We start from the raw sequence: 19,519 nt of genomic DNA, 5'->3' as shown, positions 1-19,519 counted from the left end.
CGGCGCCCGGGCCGGGCACAGGGGCGGGCGTGGCGGTGGTCAACGCGCTGGTCGAGCGTCCTCCGGAGCAGGTCTGGGACGTGCTCGCCGACGGCTTCTCGTACGCGGACTGGGTGATCGGCACGCGGGAGATCCGCGCGGTCGACGACGGGTGGCCGGACGTGGGGACGGCGATCCACTACACGGTCGGCTGGGGGCCGCTGGCGCTGCGCGGGCGCACCCTGGTCCGCTCGGTCGAGAAGGGCCGGCGGCTCGGGCTGGAGGCCGACGCCGGCCCGCTGGGCTCGGCGCGGATCGTGATCGAGCTCAGCGAGTGGGGCGACGACACCGTCGTGATCATCGACGAGCACCCGCTGCGCGGGCCGGCGTACTGGCTGCACAGCGCGGTGTCCGAGACCGTCCTGCTGGTGCGCGGCCGCCCGATGGTGAACCAGCTCGCCAAGCTCGTGGAGCGCCGCCACCCGGAGTGACCGCGACACCCCTTGTCGCCGCGTCCGCCGCGAGGGATCGTCGCACTGCAGCGGGGGCCGTCCGGAGCCGGAACGTCCCCGGCCGCTCCGAGAGGTGGAGCGCCATGTGGTGGGCGATCGTGGATGTCCTCGCGTTCCTGCTGGTGACCGCGCTGGTGGCCGCCCTGGCGAGAGCCGAGACCGCCCGGTGGGAGGCCCACCACCGGGCGCACGTCGTCCCGCACCCGGTGACCCCCGGAGACCCCGGCCGGCGGCTGCGCGGCGCGGCCCGGCTGCGCTCCCGGCTGCGCATCGGGCTCCTCCGGGCCGGGCGCGCGCCGGTGCCCACCACCGACCGGCCGGCCGCGACCTCGCGGCGGCTGCGCTCGCGCCGGCGGTTCCCCGTGCTCGTCCACCGGCACTCCGGTTCCGAGCGCGTGGACGGCGGTCAGCGACCCTCGGGCTGACGCCGATCCTCCTGCTCCGCGTACGTGTCCAGCAGCCGGCGGGCCTGCTCGGCCGCGGCGCCCTCCTGCGCCAGCCCGGTCCGGAACGAGTCGAGCTTGGCCTGCCCCGCCGGGAACGGCGGCAGCAGCGGGACGTCGGCGTCGGTGAGCACCTCGAGCACGACCGGCCGGTCGGCGGCCAGCGCGCGGTCCCAGGCCCCGCCCAGCTCGCCGGGATCGGTGACCCGGATGCCGGTCAGCCCGAGCAGCTCGGCGTAGCCGGCGTAGGGGAACGCCGGCAGCGACTGGCTCTCGTCGAAGCGCGGATCGCCCTCCATCTCCCGCTGCTCCCAGGTGACCTCGGCCAGGTCCCGGTTGGCGAGCACGCACACGACGAACCGCGGATCGGCCCACTGCCGCCACCGGTGCGCGACGGTGACCAGCTCGGCGTTGCCCAGCATCTGCATGGCGCCGTCCCCGGACAGGGCGACCACCGGGCGATCCGGCCGGGCCAGCTTCGCGGCCAGCCCGTAGGGCACCGAGCAGCCCATGCAGGCCAGCGTGCTGGACAGGTGCGCCGGCACACCCTCGGGCAGCCGCAGCTGGCGGGCGTACCAGTAGGTCACCGACCCGACGTCGACGGCGACCTGCGCGTCGGCGGGCAGCCGGCCGGAGAGCTCCGCGACGACCCGCTCGGGGTTGACCCGCTCCGCGGGCGTGCCGGCGCGCTCGGCGGCCAGCTCCCGCCACGACCGGACGGCGTCCTCGACCTCGTCCCGCCACCCGCGGTCCGGGCGGCCGTCGAGAAGGGGCAGCAGCGCCCGCAGCGTCTCCGCGGCGTCGCCGAGCAGCGGGACCTCGATCGGGTAGCGGTTGCCCAGGTGCCGGCCGTTGACGTCGACCTGCACCGCCCGCGCCTGCCCGGGCGCGGGGTAGTACTCGGTCCACGGGTCGTTGCTGCCGACGACGAGCAGGGTGTCGCAGCGGCCGAGGACGGCACCGCTGGCCGTCGTCCCGAGGTGACCCATGACGCCCGCGGCGAACGGCCGGCCCTCGTCCACGTACGGCTTGCCGAGCAGGCTGGTGACCACGCCGGCGCCGAGCCGCTCGGCGACCTCGACCACCTCCGCCCGCGCCGCCCGGGCGCCCTGGCCGACCAGCAGCACCGGCCGCCGGCCGGCGTTCAGCAGCTCGGCGGCGGCCCGCAGGTCGTCGTCGTGGGGGAGCACCCGGCCGCGCGGCGCGGTCGGCGCGGTGACGACGACGCCGTGCTCCTGCTCCTCCCCGGGCGCCGGTTCCTGCTGCACGTCGTGCGGCAGGATCACGACGGCGGGGGAGCGGGTGGCCAGGGCGGTGCGGAAGGCCCGGTCCAGCACCAGCGGCAGCTGCTCGGCGGTCGTCGCCACCTGGGCGAACTGCGCGGCGACGTCCTTGACCAGCGACAGCAGGTCGATCTCCTGCTGGTACTCCGACCCGAGCACGGTCTGCTGCTGCTGGCCCATGACCGCGACCACGGGGACGCCGTCGAGCTTGGCGTCGTACAGGCCGGTCAGCAGGTGCACCGCGCCGGGGCCCTGGGTGGACAGGCAGACGCCGACCCCGCCGGTGTACTTGGCGTGCGCGACCGCCATGAACGCGGCCGCCTCCTCGTGCCGGGCCTGCACGAACTCCGGGTCGCCGGCGCGGCGCAGGGCACCCATGACGGCGTTGATGCCGTCCCCCGAGTAACCGAACACCCGCGGCACGCCCCACTGCCGCAGCCGCTCCACCACCAGGTCGGCCACCAGCCGCTCGCTCATGCGTCCTCCGCCCGCCGACGGCGGGCCCACGCGCCCGCCACGCCGGCGAGGGCTACCCCGGCGACGGCGACCGCACCCCGGGCGCGGCGGCGCTGCGCCCGTCCCCAGCCCCCGCGGGGCTCGGCCGGGCCGTCCACCGGGGCGAACAGAGCACCGGGGTCGGCCGGTGCCGGCGCTCCGGCGCCCAGCAGGTACCGGCGGCCGAGCTGCGCCGAGAGCCGGCCGACCGCACCCGGCACGACCGCGTAGGGCAGCGACAGCAGGTTGAGCGCACCCACCCGCACCGCCCGCCGCGGCCGGACGGCGAGGCCGACGATGTGCCCGGCCACCCGCTCCGGCTCCACCACCGGCGGCAGCGGCCGCAGCTCCCGGCCGGTCCAGTTGCCCGACGCCCGGTTGGTCGGGGTGTCGACGAAGGCGGGGTAGATCCCGCAGACCGCGACCCGCGAGCGCACCGCCAGCTCCGCCCGCAGCGCGTCGGTGAGGCCGGCCAGCCCGAGCTTCGCCCCGCTGTAGACCGCCGTCCAGGGGCTGGCGATCCGGCCGCCGATGGACACCACGTTGACGATCACCGCCGGCCCGTCCTGCCGCAGCATCCGGGGGACGGCGGCGGCGCAGCCGTGCAGCGCGCCGAGCAGGTCGACCTCGACCAGCCGCACCGACGCCTCGACGGGCACCTTCTCGAACGGCCCCCACAGGCTGGTCCCGGCGCCGTTGACCCACACGTCGATCCGCCCGAACCGCTCGACCGCGGCGTCGGCCAGCCGGTCGACCGCCGCGGCGTCGGTGACGTCGGTGGGGACGGCGAGCACCTGCGCGCCGAGCGCGCGGCAGCTGTCCGCCGCGTCCGCCAGCCGCTCGGCGCCCCGGGCCGCGAGCACGAGCCGGGCGCCCTGGCCGGCGAAGGCCCGCGCGGTGGCCAGGCCGATGCCGCTCGAGGCGCCGGTGATCACCACGACCGCGCCGGCCAGCCGCACACCCTCCACGCGGCCACCCTGCACCCGGGCGGCCCTTCCCGAAAATGAGTGGCGCCCCGATGACATCCGCGGGCCAATTCCGTCAGAGGGGCAGAGGAGATTCCGGGGGGCGAGGACGCCGCCGGAGAGGAACAGGACATGACGCGGTTGGCGATCGAGGCCACCGGCCTGACCAAGTCGTTCGGCAGCACGCAGGCCGTCGCCGGCATCGACCTGGCCGTGCCGGCCGGGTCGATCTACGGCGTCCTCGGGCCCAACGGCGCGGGCAAGACGACGACGATCCGGATGCTGGCCACGCTCATCGCGCCCGACGGCGGCACCGCCCGGGTGCTCGGCCACGACATCGTGGCCGAGGCCGACGCGGTCCGCGCCGCGGTCAGCCTCACCGGCCAGCTCGCCTCGGTCGACGAGGAGCTCACCGGCCGGGAGAACCTGATCCTGCTGGGCCGGCTGCTCGGCCTCGGCCGGGCGGCGGCGCGGGCGCGGGCCGACGAGCTGCTGGCGGCCTTCGGCATCGCCGAGGCCGCCGGCCGGCTGGTGAAGCACTTCTCCGGTGGCATGCGGCGCCGGCTCGACATCGCGGCCAGCATCGTGGTGACCCCCGAGGTGATGTTCCTCGACGAGCCGACCACCGGCCTGGACCCGCGCTCGCGCAACCAGGTGTGGGAGATCGCCCGGGCGCTGGTCGACGGCGGGACGACGATCCTGCTCTGCACCCAGTACCTGGAGGAGGCCGACCAGCTCGCCGACGGCATCGCGGTCATCGACCGCGGCCGGGTCATCGCCGAGGGTACGCCCGGGCAGCTCAAGGCCTCGGTCGGCAGCGGGGCGCTGCACGTGCGGCTGCTCGACCCGGCCGACCGGGCCGCGGCGGCGGCCGTGCTGGAGCAGGAGGTCGGCGCCGCCGTCCTGGAGCCGGACCCGGCCGCGCTGTCGGCGACCTGCCCCGACCCGGCGCGGGCGGCCGCCGGCGTCGCCGCGCTGGCGGCCGCCGGCCTCGGGCTGGCCGACTTCGCCCTCGCCCAGCCCAGCCTCGACGAGGTCTTCCTGGCCCTCACCGGCCACCCGGCCGAGGAGCCGGACCCCACCCTCCAGGAGCAGTCGTCATGACCGCCACGCCCACCACCGCCGACGCCGCCGACACCGCCGCCGTCCGCCGGGCGATCGCCGGCACCGCGCGCCCGCCGCGGCCGGGACGGCTCTCGACCGCGCTGACCTTCGGGTGGCGCGGCATGCTCAAGGTCAAGCACGTCCCCGAGCAGCTGCTCGACGTCACGGTGACGCCGGTGATGTTCGTGCTGCTGTTCACCTACCTGTTCGGCGGCGCGATCGCCGGCTCCACCGGCGCCTACCTGCAGTACGTCCTGCCGGGGATGCTGGTCATGTCGGTGCTGTTCACGACCGTCTACTCGGGCGTCTCGCTGAACACCGACCTGACCAAGGGCGTGGTCGACCGGTTCCGGTCGCTGCCGATCTGGCGGCCGGCGCCGCTGCTGGGGTCGCTGCTGGGCGACAGCGTGCGCTACGTGATCGCCGGCACCGTGATCATCGCGCTCGGCCTGGCGCTCGGGTACCGCCCCGAGGGGGGCGCGCTCGGGACCCTGGCCGCGCTCGGGCTGGTCGTCGTCTTCTCCTTCGGCCTGTCCTGGGTGTTCTCGGTGCTGGGGCTGCTGCTGCGCTCGCCGAACGCGGTGATGAACGCCGGGTTCATGGGGATCTTCCCGCTGACCTTCCTGTCGAACGTGTTCGTCGTCCCCACCACCCTGCCCGGGCCGCTCGAGGCGTTCGTGGACGTCAACCCGATCTCGATCCTGGCGACGGCGTCGCGCTCGCTCATGGGCGGTCACCCCGACGTGCAGGCCATCCTCGTGTCGCTGGCCGTCGCGGCCGTGCTCGCGGTGGTCTTCCTGCCGCTGACCACCCGGCTCTACCGCAGCCGCTGAGCCCGCCGGCGGCTGCTCAGTCGCCGACCGAGGACAGGAACTCCGGCGCCCGGCGGCCCGGGTCCGCCGCCTCGAACGCGGCGGCGAGGTCGAGCAGGTCGGCGTCGTCCCACCGCGTGCCGATGAAGGAGATGCCGATCGGCAGCGCCTCCTGCGGCCCGGCGAAGCCGGCCGGCACGGTCACGCTCGGGTAGCCGGCCACGGCGGTCGGGCCGGAGGTGCTGTAGACGAACGCGTCGGCGACCTCGTCCTCGCTGAAGTAGCGGGTGATCCAGCCGGGGGTGTTGGTCAGCCCGACGATCGCGACCAGGTCGTCGTCCGGGCCCGGCCCCTGGGCGAGGGTCTCGTCGATCGACCGGCGGGCGAGGTCGCGGATGGTGTCCCGCGTCTGCCGCACCGCCGGGTCGTCGGCGGGCACCGGCGCCGCCAGCGCCTGCTCGAAGAGCTCCTGGCCGAAGAACTTCAGCTCGGCCGGGTCCTGCGCGTTGACGTCGACCAGCCCGGCGAGGTCCGCCGGGTGGTCGCCGGGAGTGGCGGCGAGGTAGGCGTCGATGTCGCGGTGGAACTCGGCCAGCAGCGCCGGGGTCTCGCCGTCCCCGATCTCCTGCTGGAACGGCAGCGAGACGGGCACCGTGGTCGCGCCCGCGGCCTCGAGCTCCTTGACCGCGCGCGCGTACACGTCCTCCGTGGCGTCGTCGACGGCGTCGGACTGCTCGGCGGAGAGCTCCCACACCCCGATGCGGGCGCCGTCGAGCTCGTCCGGGTCCAGGTTGGCGAAGTTCGCGTCGAGGTCGGCGGGGATCTCGGCGGTGGCGGCGTCGGCCGGGTCGGCGCCCGCGAGGACCGACAGCAGGAGCGCGGCGTCCACGGTGTGCCGCGCGATCGGGCCGGCGGTGTCCTGCTCGGCCGAGATCGGCACGATCCCGTCCCGGCTGACCAGGCCGAGCGTGGGCTTGAGCCCCACGACCCCGGTCTGGCCCGACGGGCAGACGATCGACCCGTCGGTCTCGGTGCCGACGGCCACCTGGGCCAGGGACGCCGCGACCCCGGCGGCCGAGCCGCTGGAGGAGCCGCACGGGTTGCGGTCGAGGACGTAGGGGTTGTTCGTCTGCCCGCCGACGGCGCTCCAGCCGCTGGTGGAGTTGTCGCCGCGGAAGTTGGCCCACTCGGAGAGGTTGGCCTTGCCGATGATGACCGCGCCGGCGTCGCGCAGCCGGCGGGTGATCGTGGCGTCGTCGGGACGGCTGCCCAGCAGCGCGTTCGAGCCGGCGGTCGTCGGCAGGTCCGCGGTGTCGATGTTGTCCTTGAGCAGCACCGGGATGCCCTCGAGGGCGCTGCGCGGCCCGGACTCCTCGCGCACCCGGTCGCTCTCCTCCGCCTCGGCGACGGCGTCCCCGTTGACCCGCAGCACCGCGCCGAGGTCGCCGTCCAGGGCGTCGATGCGCTCCAGGTAGCTCCGGGTCAGCTCCACGGCGGTCAGCTCGCCGGACTCCAGCCGGTCCTGCAGCTGGGGGATCGTGGCGGCGTCCAGCTCCTGGCCCGGGACGTTGCGGGCCGCCGGCTGCAGCTCGGTGCCGCAGGCCGGCAGCACGAGCGTGAGGACGGCGACCAGGCCGAGCCGGCGCAGCCGGCGCGGGGCGGGCGGGACGGCGGACACGGGCACCTCCAGTGCTCGGCGGGCACCGCCCAGCCTCACCCCGGGAGGACGGCCGCGCGCGGGGAACCGGCCGCTGAGGGCGCCGGTCCGGCAGGCTGCCGGTGTGACCGGGCGTTGCGTGTCTCTCTGGCACGACACGCTGCCGCCGGACGAGCTCGACCGCCGGCGCCCGCCGCTGCCCGGCAGCACGGAGGCGGACGTCGCGATCGTCGGCGCCGGCTTCACCGGGCTGTGGACCGCCTACTACCTGGCCCGCCGCGACCCGGGGCTGCGGATCGTCGTGCTGGAGCGGGAGGTCGCCGGGTTCGGCGCCTCCGGCCGCAACGGCGGATGGGTCTCCGGACTGCTGCCGATCGCGCTGGAACAGGTCGCCGCGGCCTCGTCGCGGGCCGCGGCCGTCGCCTGGCAGCGGGCGGCCGAGGCGACCGTCGACGAGGTGCTGCGGGTGGCCGCCGCCGAGGGGATCGAGGCGTTCGCCGACAAGGGCGGCTACCTGCGGCTGGCCACCTCCGAACCGCAGGCCGCCCGGCTGCGCGCGGCGGTGCAGCAGGCACGGGCGTGGGGCTTCGGCGAGGAGGACCTGCGCCGGCTCTCCCGCCGGGAGGCACGGGAGCGGATCGCGGCGGACGGCGTCCTCGGCGCCACGTTCACCCCGCACTGCGCCGCCGTCCACCCGGGCCGGCTGGTCCGCGGGCTGGCCGGGGCGGTGGAGCGGCTCGGCGTCGCGGTGCACGAGGACACCCCGGTCACCGCGATCGAGCCGCACTGCGCGCGCACCCCGCACGGCGACGTCCGGGCGCGGGCCGTCGTCCGCGCGCTGGAGGGGTTCACCCCGGCGCTGCCCGGGCACCGGCGCACCCTGCTGCCGGTCTACTCGCTGATGCTGGCCACCGAGCCGCTGCCCGACCACTTCTGGGCCGAGGTCGGCTGGCGGGAGCGGGCCACGGTCAACGACGAGCGCCGGCTGCTGGTCTACGGCCAGCGGACCCACGACGGCCGGATCGCCTTCGGCGGCCGCGGCGCCCCGTACCGGCTGGGGTCCCGGCTCACGCCGTCGTCGGAGCTGGCCCGCGGGGTGCACGACCGGTTGCGGCACAGCCTGGTCGAGCTCTTCCCGGCGCTGGCCGACGCCCGCATCACCCACCGGTGGGGCGGGCCGCTCGGCGTGCCGCGCGACTGGTGGCCGTCGGTCACCTTCGACCGGGGCACCGGGCTGGCGGCGGCCGGCGGCTACAGCGGGGACGGCGTCGCGCTGACCAACCTCGCCGGGCGGACCCTGGCCGACCTGATCACTGGCGAGGACAGCCCGCTGGTGCGGCTGCCGTGGGTCGGGCACCGCTCGCCGCGGTTCGAGCCCGAGCCGCTGCGCTGGGCCGGGGTCAACGCCGGCTTCCGGCTGGCCGCGCTGGTCGACGAGCGGGAGCGGCGCACCGGGCGGCCGGCCGCGCTGCTCGACCGCGCGATGACCCGGCTCACCGGGCACTGAGCTACGCGGCGGGCACCAGGTCGTCGATCGAGCGGACCTCGGTCTCCAGCGTGCCCCGGCGGACGACGAGCAGGTCTCCGTTGGCCAGCTCCTGCCAGTCCCGCCCCCAGCCGCTGGAGGCGACGACGACGGCGTCGTCGGTGACCCGGTAGCGCAGGTCGTAGTAGTCCGGGCCCTCGTCGAACTCCTGCGACGCCTCGGTGTTCACCCGGGAGACGGCGTAGAGCGCGTCCGGCGTCAACAGCAGGCAGTTGAGGCTGGTGAACTCCGTCGTGGCGGCGATCTCGGCGACCGTCCCGGCCAGCGCGTCGCCGGGCGTCGCGCCCTCGCGCATCCGGGAGTGGACGGCGAGGAAGAACCGCTCGCTGTCGGTGTCGCCCCGGCGCCTGCGGCGGACCCGGCGGGGGAGCAGCCGGTCCAGCGCCTCCGGCGGCGCGATCGAGCCGTTGTGGGCGAACGCCACCCGGCCGTCGGTGAACGGATGCGTGTTCTCGCGGCGGACGTTCAAGCCCAGGGTGGCCCACCGCAGGTGCGCCAGCCCGAGGTCGGCGCTGCCGTTGCGGGCGCGGTCGGCGAACTCGGCGCTGCTGCGGGCGGCGTCGGGCTGCTTGCGGACCTCGACGCCCCGGCGGGTGCTGCGCGCCAGCCCCCAGCCGTCGGCGTGCTTGCACGACAGCTCGGTGAAGGCGTCGAGGTCCTCCTCGCCGAGCAGGTCGAGGAGCGAGGTGGGCACGCGCGCGGCCCAGCCCAGGAGTCGGCACATGGGAGAGGTCGTCTTCCTCGAGAGGTGTCACCGCGGCCGCGCTGCCGCTTTCGTCCGTGCCTCCCACGATGCCGCGCACCCGGCGGGGAATCCGGCTTCTCGGCCGGCGTGGGTCGCTCACGGTGTTCAGCCGTCCCACGGGCACCAGCGTTAGCGTCGGCGGCATGAGCGCGCTTCGGGTGGCCGTGCTGGGTCCCGGCGGGGTCGGCGGGCTGCTGGCCGGGCTGCTCGCCCGGAGCGGCGCGGACGTCGTCTGCCTGGCCGGCGCCGGCACCGTCGCCGCGCTGGACCGGGACGGGATCACGGTGAGCAGCGCCGTGTTCGGCGACTTCGCCGCCCCCGTGCGGGCGGTCGAGCGGCTGGACGGGCCGGTCGACGCCTGCCTGGTCACGGTCAAGGCCACCCAGCTCGACGCCGCGCTGGCGCGGCTACCGGCCGACGTCCTCGGCGACGCCCTGCTCGTGCCGTTCCTCAACGGCGTCGAGCACGTCGCGCTGCTGCGCGAGCGCTGCCCGGCCGCCACGGTGGTCGCCGGGACGATCCGCGTGGAGTCCAGCCGGACGGCGCCGGGGCACATCCGGCACGACAGCCCGTTCGTGCGGGTCGAGCTGGCGCCCCGGCCGGAGGCGGCGGCCCGCACGGAGCCGCTCGCCGCGGCGCTGCGGACGGCGGGGGTCGACGTCGACGTCGTCGACGACGAGGTCGCCGCGCTGTGGGGCAAGCTGACCTTCCTCGCCCCGTTCGCGCTGCTCACCACGCACGAGGGGACCGGCGTCGGCGAGGTCCGCGACCGGCGCGGCGACGAGGTGGCCGCCGCCGTCGCCGAGGCCGCCGCCGTCGCTCGGGCGGAGGGCGCGCCCGCCGACGCGGAGGCCGTCGTCGCCTTCTTCGGCTCGCTGCCCGCCGGCATGCGCTCGTCGATGCAGCGCGACGCCGAGGCCGGCCGGCCGCTGGAGCTGGAGGCGATCGGCGGCGCGGTGCTGCGCGCCGCCGACCGGCACGGCATCGACGTCCCGGTGACCCGCCGGCTGGTCGCCGACCTGCGCGCCCGCTACCCGAGCGGCGCGACGGCCCCGGCGTAGGCGCGTCCGCCCGGCCCGGCTACCGGGCGAGGTGCGCGCGGATCGCGGCGACGACCATCCGGTGGTCGTCGAGCTGCGGCAGGCCGGAGACGACCACGGCCCCGACCGGCCCGACCGACCGCACCAGCACCGGGAACGCGCCGCCGTGCGCCGCGTACAGCTGGGGGTCCAGGCCGAGCTCCTCGAACGTGGTGCCGCGCTCGGCGCCGGCCTGCCGCACGTACAGGCTGCTGTGCCCGAAGCGCTGCACCACCCGCGTCTTGCGCTCGATCCAGGAGGCGTTGTCCGGCGTGGCGCCGGGCAGGGCGACGTGGAAGAGGCGGTGGCCGTTGCGGGAGATCTCGATCGCCACCGGTGCGCCGTCCCGGCGGGCGGTGGCCACCAGCGCCGACCCGAGGTCCCACGCGTCGTCGTTGGTGAAGGAGGTGAACTGCAGCTCGTCCTCCTCGGCGGCGAGTTCGGCCACGGACGGGAAGTCGTCGGTCATGGCCCGTTCCTACCGGTCCTAGGGTCGGCCCGTGGACGACGACCTCGCGGCGGCGGTGGACCGCACCGCGGCCGCGACCCGCTTCTCGGGCGTCGTCCGCGTCGACCGTGAGGGGCACCCGCCGTTCGCCCGGGCGTACGGGTTCGCGCACCGCGGCCTGCGGATCCCGAACGCCGTCGACACCCGCTTCGGCATCGCCAGCGGCACCAAGGGGCTGACCGCGCTCGTCGTCCTGAGCCTGGTGGCCGACGGCGTCCTGTCGCTGGGGACGACGGCGCGCTCGGTGCTGGGGCCGGACCTGCCGCTGATCGACGACCGGGTGACCGTGGAGCACTGCTGGCCCACCGCTCGGGCATCGGCGACTACTTCGACGAGTCGGCCATGACGTCGTTCACCGACTACGTGCTCCCCGTCCCGGTGCACCGGCTGGCGGGCACCGAGGACTACCTCGCCGTCCTCGGCGGGCACCCGCAGGTGTCCGCGCCGGGGGAGCGGTTCGCGTACAACAACGGCGGCTTCGTCGTCCTCGCGCTCATCGCCGAGCGGGCGGCCGGCGCGTCGTTCCGGCGGCTGGTCGCCGAGCGGGTCTGCGGGCCGGCGGGCATGGCCGACACCGCGTTCCTGCGCTCCGACGAGCCGGCCGCGCGCACCGCGCTGGGCTACCTCCAGGCCGAGGGGCTGCGGACCAACGTGCTGCACCTGCCGGTCCGCGGCAGCGGGGACGGCGGGATCTTCACGACGGCCGCCGACGTCCGCGCGCTGTGGCAGGCGCTGTTCGCCGGGCGGATCGTGCCGCCGGAGCGGGTGGCCGAGATGGTGCGGCCGCGCAGCGACGTCCCCGAGGAGCGGATGCGCTACGGCCTCGGGTTCTGGCTGCCCCCGGCCGGTCCCGCCGTGATCCTCGAAGGCGCCGACGCCGGCGTCTCCTTCCGCAGCGTGCACGACCCGGAGCGCGGGCTCACGCACACCGTGCTGTCCAACTCCACCGACGGTGCCTGGCCGCTGGCCCGGCTGCTGCGCGAGCGGACTACGCCGGGCGGGCACCGAGGGAGCTGACCTGTGCCCGGAGCGCCGCCGGGTCCTCCTGCTGCATGCCGCGGACCAGCCGCTCGGCCACGCCGGCCCGGCGGTCCAGTGCGCGCAGCAGCGCGTCTCTGAGCACCCGCGCCGGCCGCGGCCGGAGGTGGGCGGCCCCGGCCAGGCGGTCGCCCGCGTCCTGCACCCGGCGGACGGCGGGCTGCCGGCGTTCGCCGTAGGCGGCGAGCGCCGCTTCGACGTCGGTCGCCTTCGTGAGCTCGGCGACGAGGACGGCGGCGTCGACCAGGGCGCTGTTGGCACCCTGTCCCGCGTTCGGGGCCATGGCGTGGGCGGCGTCGCCGAGCAGGACCCGGCGGCCGTCGGACCAGCGCGCGCAGTCGACCCGCACCACCTCGTTGACCAGCAGGTCGTCGAACCGCTCGACGGCGCCGAACACGGGGGCGGCGACCGGGAGCGCGGCGGACCAGGCCCTTCTCAGCCCGGGCAGGTCACGGGCCACGACCGCCGCCCGGACGGCGGGCGCGGTGGCCGAGGCGTAGAAGTACTGGGTCGTCGCGTCCACGGGGGCGCCGCCGAGGATGCCGCTCGGGCTCCAGTACTCGCCGGCGAACCCGTCGCCGTCCCGGGGGACCAGGCCGCGCAGGTAGACCTTGCCGGTCCGGCGCACGCGGGCGCCGAACGCGCCGGCCGAGCGGACGGCGGAGGAGACGCCGTCGCAGCCCACGACGAGGTCGGCGGTCGCGCGCTGCACGTCTGCTTCGCGCACCTCGGCGCCGAGGCGCAGGTCGATGCCGGGCTCGGCGCGGACGGCGGCGAGCAGCACCTCGTGCAGCGCGCTGCGGCGGACGGCGAGCATCTGGTCCAGGCCGGGGCCGAAGTCGGGGACGTGCAGCGAGCTGATCGGCCGGCCGTCGGGCGTGCGGACCGACATGCCGTCGGCGGCGGCGTATCCGCCGGCGCGCAGCGCTCCGTCGACGCCGAGGCCGTCCAGCACCGCCAGTCCGTTGGGTTGCAGCAGCAGCCCGGCGCCGACGGCGGCCATCTCCGCGACCCGCTCGTGCAGGGCTACCGCGGCTCCGGCGCGGGCCAGCAGCAGCGAGGTCGCCATGCCCCCGATGCCGGCGCCGACGACGGTGACACGGAGTCCCGCGAGGTCCATGCCCCGATCCTGGCCGGGCTCCGCCCGCCGTGGGCGGCCTTCCGGCATCCGCGCGGCGAGATGCGCGGTCTCGTGGCTTCCGAGGCCGGATAGCCACCAGACCGCGAATCTCGGCGGGGTGGCCACCGAGTCGTGACGCCGGTGACACCCCGTTCACCAGGGCATGCGTCCCTGGCGGGGCTGCTAGCGTCCGCTCGACCGCTTGCGAGTCGCAACCACTCAAGAGGTTCGCGTGCCGGACACCACCTGCCACATGTCGATCTCGCTGGACGGCTTCGTCGCCGGGCCGGACCAGAGCCGCGACCACCCGCTGGGCAAGCGGGGGCGCGAGGTGCACGGCTGGCACATCGGCGACCCGCGAGCCACCGATGCGGACGAGGTCGCGGCCGGGTGGCTCATGCGCCCGCGGGGCGCGTACGTGATGGGCCGGAACATGTTCGGGCCGATCCGCGGCGACTGGGATGAGGACTGGACCGGGTGGTGGGGCCCCGAACCGCCGTATCACGCGCCGGTGTTCGTGCTGACCCATCACGCACACGACCCGATCCCGATGGACGGCGGGACGACCTTCCACTTCGTCACCGAGGGCTTCGACGCGGCCTACTCCGCAGCGTGCCAGGCCGCCGGGGACAAGGGCGTGGACATCGCCGGTGGGGCCTCGACGGTCCGGCAGGCACTGGTCGCCGGCGTGATCGACGAGCTCACCCTCGACATCGCACCGGTCCTGCTCGGTTCGGGCGAGCGCATATTCGACGGGGTCGAGTCCTTCGACTTCGAACCGGTCGAGGTGCTCCACTCACCGTTGAGCACCCACATCCGCTATCGCCGCGTCAGCTAGCGCTCTACGGCCTCGCGTGGATCGCCGAGAGGAACAGGCTGCCGTTCAGCGCGTGCTGAGCCGCGGCTGACCTGGCCCGGTGCAGCGCCGTCCGCCGGCGGCGCAGCACTGCCAGGCGCGCCAACTCGCGAGACGGGGTGAGCGTTGCGGGCTGCATGGGACCCAGCGTGACCGGCTTCACACGAATGGGCGATCCCCAGAACTTGGCAGGGACTTTCGGCCCGGCTCTCTATGAAGACGGGGGCCGGGGTCAAGTGGGTCTTGAGTCATCTGTTCCTTTCCGCGGCAAGGGTTGATCGCCGGCGGTGAGGAGCGGGTCCGGGTGGAGCGCCCGCAGCCGCGTAGCGGCGAGGACGAACGACCTGGAGGCGTGACGAATCGGTGGCAGGATCGCTGAGCCGCCGGAGAGGGCGAGTGGCCTTGCGCCGGGCGGGCTGCGCTCGGGTGAGCGGGGAGCCGGGCTCATCTCTCTATCGCCTCCTCATGGGGAGGACCAGGCCGGATGGGAGGGGCTTCGCTCCGGTGGCGCATCTCAGTCGTGGGCCGTCTAGGCGGCCAGAGCCGTGCGCGGGGCGCCTGCCGGAGCGAAGGGCTTGGTGGTGGTGAGCATCCACCAGATGGCCTCGGCGAGCCTGCGGGCGATGTCGACGCGGGCGACCTTCGCCCCGCGCTGCTTGCCCAGGCGGGTCTTGGTGCGCTGATAGCGCTCGGCGTAGACCGGGTGGCGGGCGGCGTGGGTGGCCGCCTCGATCAGCGCCCAGCGCAGATACTTCGGGCCGTTCTTGGCCAGCTCGCCGCGCCAGTCGTGCCCGCCGGACTGATCGACGGATGGGCACAGACCGGTGTAGCCGACCAGCTTCTTCGGTGTGGCGAACCGGCCGATGTCGCCGATCTCGGCGGCGATGGTGTAGCCGAGCACCCAGCCAATGCCCGGTGCGCTCATCAGCAGCGGCACATACCGGTGATCGGCACCGGCCCGGCGCAGCGCCGCCTCGCAGTCGGCGATCTCGCCGTCGAGGAGATCGATCAGCCGCAGCGCGGCGGCCACGTCGGCGGCCCACGGCTCGGGCAGCTCGAGGCTGTCGAGCAACCGCCGGCCGGCGGCGCCGAACAGATCCGAGACCGGGCAGGGATGGCCGAAGGTCAGCAGGGTGGCGTGGATCCGGTTCTTCAGCGCCGTGCGGTGGCGCACCAGGTGCAGCCGCCAGCGGGCCCGTTCCCGCTCGGCCCGGATGCCGGGGGTGGGCAGCCAGATCGCCGGCACCAGCTCCCGCCGCGACAGCTCGGCCAGCACCCAGGCATCGATCTTGTCGGTCTTGCAGGCCAACGGGGCGAACCCCTTGACCTTTAGCGCGTCAGCGATCTGCACCACCCAGCCGTGCCACTCCAACTGGTCATGAACGAAGCGGGCGCCGGTCATCGACTCGATCGCCGCCGCCACCGGCCCGCCGATCTCTGCCACCCGGTGGGCCAGCGAGGCCAGCCCACCGGCATCCGGCGCCGCGGTGGTCACCGCCAACGGCGCGCCCGCCTCGTCCATGACATGCACATCCAAACGAGTCCTGCTCAGATCCAACCCAACGTGCAACATGAGGACCGGGCCTCCTTCCGCCACACCTGCCGGCTCTCACCGCAAGCGTGATCCGGGGGGAGGCCCCCGTCTTCATGGCATTCAGTCGCGGGAGCGGGAGCGCGCGCGGTGCTCGAGCAGGGCGAGCGTGCCGGCGGCGAGCAGCAGCGACCAGACCAGCTGGGCGGCGACGAGTCCGGGTGTGGGACCGCCGCGCAGCAGGACGAGCAGCCACGGCACGGTGCCGAGGATCCCGACGTCCGGACCCTGGACCAGGGTGGCGCCGACACCGACCGGCGCCGGCCCGAACGGCGTGGCCATGACCTGCCCGGTCCAGTCCAGCTCGGGCCGGTACGCGGCGCGCACCGCCGCGGCCGACCACACCGGCGCGGTGACCAGCCCGAGCGCCGTCCACGTCAGGACCGCCCCGGTGCCCAGCCCGAGCAGCAGCCCGGTCAGCGTGCACACGACGGCGGCCAGGACCAGCGGCACCACCGTGCGCGTCCGCAGGACCGTGGCGGCCGACAGAGGCAGCAGCCGGTCCAGCTCCGGGGCCGCCTGCGCCTGCCGCCCGGGGTGTCCGGCCGCCACGGCGGCCAGCGTCCAGCCGGCGAGGCAGCCGATCCAGACGGCCACCGGCAGCGCGCCCAGCCCCGCGGTCCGCGCGACCAGCACCGGGACGGCGACGGCGGCGGCCAGCTGCCCGAGCTGCCACCGGCCCCGGGCGAGGGCGACGACGTCGCCGGCGACCACCGCCTGCACCGGCCCGCGGACCCGGCCGAACCGGCGGCTGCGCCGTGGCGCCCGCGGCCGCGCGGACAGCGCCCGGCCGAGGTCGCGGGTGTCGAGGGTGAGAAAGGAGGCGGTCGCGTACTGGACGGTGACCCCGGTGGCCCGCAGCTGGCCCGCATCGAGCCGGCCGAGACCGTGCGCGGCGGCACCCAGCAGCAGCGCCGCCACCCCGGCGAGCACACCCGCCGCCCAGGCCGGAGGAGCGGGCAGGCCGGGCAGCGCGGGCAGGGCCGCTCCCAGCGCGCCCGCGGTGCCCGCGCCCGCGGCCAGGACGGCGGCCAGCACCGCCACCGCGGCCGCCAGCGAGCCGAGGCGGCCACCGCGGCCGCGGGTCTGCAGCAGCGCGGTCAGGCCCACCGCGGTCGCCGCGGCCGCGGCCGTCACGCCGAGGCCGGTCAGCACCGAGCCGAGCGTCGGTGCCGACGGCACCGCCAGCACGAGGGGCAGCGCCAGCACGACCGCGGTCACGACGACGGCCGCCGTCGTCCGGCCCAGTTCGCCGAGCAGCAGGCCGCGCCGGCCGGCCGGCAGCGGCAGCCACCAGGCGGCCGCGGCCGGCGTGCTGCTCACCGGGCCCAGCCGGTCGAGCACCAGCACCAGCCCGGCCAGCGCCAGGACGGCGCCGACGGCGGTCGCGGCCACCCCGCTCAGCGCCGTCCCCGCGATCGGGGCGGGGGCGACCACGATCTTCTCCCGCAGCGAGGCGAGCACCCCACCCGCGACGGCGATGCCCACCGCCACCGAGGTCAGCACGCCGACGACGTCCCCGAGCCGGGCCAGCAGCGTGGTCTCCGCGCGGGCGGCGGCGGCCCGGCGGGTCGCCCGGCGGACCGCCGCGCCGCTGAACTCCGCCCCGGGGTCCGCGACCGGCCCGACGGCGAGGGTCACAACCGGTCCAGGAAGGTGACGGCCCCGGCCGCGTCGACCAGCCGGCACTCGTCGTCGTCCACCACCAGGACCTCGTCGGCCAGGACGTCGACCAGGGCGGGATCGTGGCTGGCGAAGAGCACCGCGGCTCCGGCGTCGCGGCGCTGCGCCAGCCGCGCGGCCAGCCGGGTGCGCATGCCGGCGTCGAGCCGGCGCTCGGGCTCGTCGAGGACCAGCAGCCGGGCCGGGCGGACGAAGGCCGCCGCCAGCGCCAGCCGCCGGCGCTGGCCGGAGGAGAGCGCCGAGGGCAGCGAGTCGACACGCTCGCCGAGGCCGAACGCCGCCACCTCGGCGGCGACGATCGCGTCTGCGTCGGCCACACCGTGCCCGCGGGCGGTCAGCAGCAGGTGCTCGCGGCCGGTCAGCGCGGCGAAGAAGGCGTCGTCGTCCAGGACGGCGGCGACGTCCCTGCGGAAGCCGGCCTGCCGCTCGTCGACCGCCGCGCCGCCGTAGGCGACCGTGCCGGCCAGCGGCGGGAGCAGCCCGACCAGCGTGCGCAGCAGCGTGGACTTCCCGGCGCCGTTCGGGCCGACCACGCCCACCGCCCGGCCCGGCTGCACCCGGAGGTCGACCGGCGCGCAGACCGGGGCCTCGCCGTAGCCGACGAGCAGCCCGGCTGCGGCCAGCACGCCGTCCGGACCGGTTCGCGCAGTCATCTCGCGGCCACGGTAACCGGGGCACGCGGCGACTGGCCGGAACGGCCGGCCGCGCACGATGCTGCGCCCATGACTTCGACGCTGCTGGCCGGCGGCTGGGTGATCCCGATGAGCCCGGGCTCGGAGCCCTTCCGCGGCGACGTGCTGATCCAGGACGACCGGATCGCCGCCGTCGGCGCCGTGGAGCCACCGGACGGCGCCGAGGTCGTCGACGCCCGCGCCCGCATCGTGCTGCCCGGGCTGATCGACACCCATCGGCACCTGTGGCAGAGCGCGCTGCGCGGCATCGCCTGCGACTGGACGCTGGGGCAGTACTTCGCCCGGATGCGCGGGCAGCTGGGCGGGCACTTCCGGCCCGCCGACACCTACGCCGGCACGCTGCTCGGCGCGGTGGAGGCGCTCGACGCGGGGGTGACCACGGTCGTCGACTGGTCGCACAACATCAACGGCCCGGAGCACGCGGACGCCGCCTGGCAGGCGCTGCTCGACGCCGGCGGCCGGGCGGTCTTCGCCTACGGAGGGAGCAACGACCAGGCGCTACGCCGGGACCTCTCGCCGCACACCCGGGACGTCGTCCGCCTCCGGTCCGGCCCCGGCGCCGACGACACCGCCCGGGTCACCCTCGCCATGGCCGTGCGCGGGCCGGAGTTCTCCGACGCCGACACCGCGACGGAGGACTGGGGCCTGGCCCGCGAGCTGGGCCTCCCGGTCACCGTGCACGTGGGCGGCGGGCTGACCGGCGCCCGCGGCCACGTCGCCGAGCTGGCCCGCCGCGGCCTGCTCGGCCCCGACACGACCTTCGTGCACTGCAACATGCTCTCCGACGGGGAGCTGGACGCGATCGCCTCGGCCGGCGGCCGGGCGTCGGTGGCGCCGGAGGTCGAGGCCAACATGGGTCACGGCCCCGCGGCGACCTCGCGGCTGCGCGCGCGGGGGATCCCGACCGGGCTGTCCGCCGACGTGTGCACCAACGTCGGCGGCGACCTGTTCGGCGCCATGCGGGTCGCGCTGGCGCTGGAGCGCGGCGCCGCGCACGCGGCCGCCCTGGCCCGCGGCGAGACGCTCGACCGCGTGCCGCTGACCGCCCGCGACATGCTGGCCATGGCCACCCTCGACGGCGCCCGCGCCTGCGGCCTCGGCGACCGGATCGGCAGCCTCGAGCCGGGCAAGCAGGCCGACGTGCTGCTCCTGCGCGCCGACGCGCCGAACGTGGCGCCGGTCAGCGATCCGGTCGGCGCGGTCGTGCTCGCGGCGACGACGGCCAACGTCGACGGCGTCCTCGTGGCCGGCCGCTGGGTCAAGCGCGACGGCGACTTCGGTGCCCGGGACCTGCGCGCGGTCCTGGGGCTGGCGGCCGCCTCGAACGAGCACCTGCTCGACGCCGCCGGCGTCCGCGGCGAGGAGTGGTGCCCGCCCGCCGTCCGGACGCCGTCGGTCCGGATCGGCTGAC

General features: G+C 76.2%; 17 protein-coding genes and 1 pseudogene. 9 read left to right on the top strand and 9 right to left on the bottom strand.

From position 1 onward, the window contains the following. Positions 1 to 29: 29 nt before the first annotated feature. Both AB3388_RS15465 and AB3388_RS15460 read left to right on the top strand, forming a co-directional pair. Positions 30 to 470: an SRPBCC family protein gene (locus AB3388_RS15465; RefSeq protein WP_495406174.1), complete on the top strand. Its 441-nt coding sequence runs from the start codon at positions 30 to 32 to the stop codon at positions 468 to 470. A gap of 104 nt (positions 471 to 574) precedes the next feature. Then, positions 575 to 916 carry a hypothetical protein gene (locus AB3388_RS15460; RefSeq protein WP_495406173.1) on the top strand — a complete coding sequence of 114 codons (342 nt, stop codon included), beginning with the start codon at positions 575 to 577 and terminating at the stop codon, positions 914 to 916. On the opposite strand, the gene AB3388_RS15455 is transcribed toward AB3388_RS15460, so the two are convergent. Together AB3388_RS15455 and AB3388_RS15450 are read right to left on the bottom strand one after the other, a co-directional pair. Then, positions 898 to 2,694, bottom strand: a complete 1,797-nt coding sequence (locus AB3388_RS15455; protein WP_495406172.1) for a thiamine pyrophosphate-requiring protein — start codon at positions 2,692 to 2,694, stop codon at positions 898 to 900. The two genes, AB3388_RS15460 and AB3388_RS15455, sit on opposite strands and share 19 nt — an antisense overlap. Further along, positions 2,691 to 3,680 carry an SDR family NAD(P)-dependent oxidoreductase gene (locus tag AB3388_RS15450; RefSeq protein ID WP_495406171.1) on the bottom strand — a complete coding sequence of 330 codons (990 nt, stop codon included), beginning with the start codon at positions 3,678 to 3,680 and terminating at the stop codon, positions 2,691 to 2,693. The genes AB3388_RS15455 and AB3388_RS15450 overlap by 4 nt, the downstream gene beginning before the upstream one ends. A gap of 129 nt (positions 3,681 to 3,809) precedes the next feature. Between AB3388_RS15450 and AB3388_RS15445 the strand changes: the two genes are divergently transcribed. Together AB3388_RS15445 and AB3388_RS15440 are read left to right on the top strand one after the other, a co-directional pair. Beyond that, positions 3,810 to 4,781, top strand: coding sequence for an ATP-binding cassette domain-containing protein (locus AB3388_RS15445; RefSeq protein ID WP_495406170.1), 972 nt, complete (start codon positions 3,810 to 3,812; stop codon positions 4,779 to 4,781). After that, on the top strand, positions 4,778 to 5,614 hold the full coding sequence (locus AB3388_RS15440; protein ID WP_495406169.1) for an ABC transporter permease: 837 nt from the start codon (positions 4,778 to 4,780) through the stop codon (positions 5,612 to 5,614). The genes AB3388_RS15445 and AB3388_RS15440 overlap by 4 nt, the downstream gene beginning before the upstream one ends. 16 nt (positions 5,615 to 5,630) lie before the next feature. Here the strand turns inward: AB3388_RS15440 and AB3388_RS15435 are convergent, their stop codons facing one another. Next, positions 5,631 to 7,271 carry an amidase gene (locus AB3388_RS15435; protein WP_495406168.1) on the bottom strand — a complete coding sequence of 547 codons (1,641 nt, stop codon included), beginning with the start codon at positions 7,269 to 7,271 and terminating at the stop codon, positions 5,631 to 5,633. A gap of 118 nt (positions 7,272 to 7,389) precedes the next feature. Between AB3388_RS15435 and AB3388_RS15430 the strand changes: the two genes are divergently transcribed. Next, positions 7,390 to 8,757, top strand: coding sequence for an NAD(P)/FAD-dependent oxidoreductase (locus tag AB3388_RS15430; RefSeq protein WP_495406167.1), 1,368 nt, complete (start codon positions 7,390 to 7,392; stop codon positions 8,755 to 8,757). Position 8,758: 1 nt separating this feature from the next. On the opposite strand, the gene AB3388_RS15425 is transcribed toward AB3388_RS15430, so the two are convergent. Next, positions 8,759 to 9,520, bottom strand: a complete 762-nt coding sequence (locus AB3388_RS15425; RefSeq protein WP_495406166.1) for a class II glutamine amidotransferase — start codon at positions 9,518 to 9,520, stop codon at positions 8,759 to 8,761. 164 nt (positions 9,521 to 9,684) lie between these two features. On the opposite strand from AB3388_RS15425, the gene AB3388_RS15420 reads away from it, so the two are divergent. Continuing rightward, positions 9,685 to 10,602, top strand: coding sequence for a ketopantoate reductase family protein (locus tag AB3388_RS15420; RefSeq protein ID WP_495406165.1), 918 nt, complete (start codon positions 9,685 to 9,687; stop codon positions 10,600 to 10,602). A 19-nt stretch (positions 10,603 to 10,621) separates the two neighbouring features. Here AB3388_RS15420 and AB3388_RS15415 read toward each other — a convergent pair whose 3' ends face one another. After that, positions 10,622 to 11,089, bottom strand: coding sequence for a heme-degrading domain-containing protein (locus tag AB3388_RS15415; protein WP_495406164.1), 468 nt, complete (start codon positions 11,087 to 11,089; stop codon positions 10,622 to 10,624). Between the two features lie 31 nt (positions 11,090 to 11,120). Between AB3388_RS15415 and AB3388_RS15410 the strand changes: the two are divergent. Then, positions 11,121 to 12,145, top strand: a pseudogene (locus AB3388_RS15410) (serine hydrolase domain-containing protein). Here AB3388_RS15410 and AB3388_RS15405 read toward each other — a convergent pair. Next, positions 12,117 to 13,286 carry an FAD-dependent oxidoreductase gene (locus AB3388_RS15405; protein WP_495406163.1) on the bottom strand — a complete coding sequence of 390 codons (1,170 nt, stop codon included), beginning with the start codon at positions 13,284 to 13,286 and terminating at the stop codon, positions 12,117 to 12,119. The pseudogene AB3388_RS15410 and the gene AB3388_RS15405 sit on opposite strands and share 29 nt — an antisense overlap. A 232-nt stretch (positions 13,287 to 13,518) precedes the next feature. On the opposite strand from AB3388_RS15405, the gene AB3388_RS15400 reads away from it, so the two are divergent. Beyond that, positions 13,519 to 14,124, top strand: coding sequence for a dihydrofolate reductase family protein (locus AB3388_RS15400; protein ID WP_495406162.1), 606 nt, complete (start codon positions 13,519 to 13,521; stop codon positions 14,122 to 14,124). Between the two features lie 547 nt (positions 14,125 to 14,671). Here AB3388_RS15400 and AB3388_RS15395 read toward each other — a convergent pair. The 3 genes from AB3388_RS15395 to AB3388_RS15385 all read right to left on the bottom strand — a co-directional run bounded on the left by AB3388_RS15395 (position 14,672) and on the right by AB3388_RS15385 (position 18,069). Continuing rightward, positions 14,672 to 15,715 (bottom strand): IS110 family RNA-guided transposase, encoded by a 1,044-nt coding sequence (locus AB3388_RS15395; RefSeq protein ID WP_495406161.1) that lies wholly within the window; start codon positions 15,713 to 15,715, stop codon positions 14,672 to 14,674. Positions 15,716 to 15,796: 81 nt separating this feature from the next. Then, on the bottom strand, positions 15,797 to 17,374 hold the full coding sequence (locus tag AB3388_RS15390) for a DUF6297 family protein (RefSeq protein ID WP_495406160.1): 1,578 nt from the start codon (positions 17,372 to 17,374) through the stop codon (positions 15,797 to 15,799). After that, positions 17,371 to 18,069, bottom strand: coding sequence for an ABC transporter ATP-binding protein (locus tag AB3388_RS15385; RefSeq protein ID WP_495406159.1), 699 nt, complete (start codon positions 18,067 to 18,069; stop codon positions 17,371 to 17,373). Before AB3388_RS15385 ends, AB3388_RS15390 begins: the two co-directional genes overlap by 4 nt. Before the next feature lie 69 nt (positions 18,070 to 18,138). Between AB3388_RS15385 and AB3388_RS15380 the strand changes: the two genes are divergently transcribed. Further along, positions 18,139 to 19,518 (top strand): amidohydrolase family protein, encoded by a 1,380-nt coding sequence (locus AB3388_RS15380; protein WP_495406158.1) that lies wholly within the window; start codon positions 18,139 to 18,141, stop codon positions 19,516 to 19,518. Position 19,519 lies beyond the last annotated feature (1 nt).

It is taken from the genome of Geodermatophilus sp. SMS 5-13, from assembly GCF_059428245.1.
This window is presented reverse-complemented; position numbering and strand designations above follow the sequence as displayed.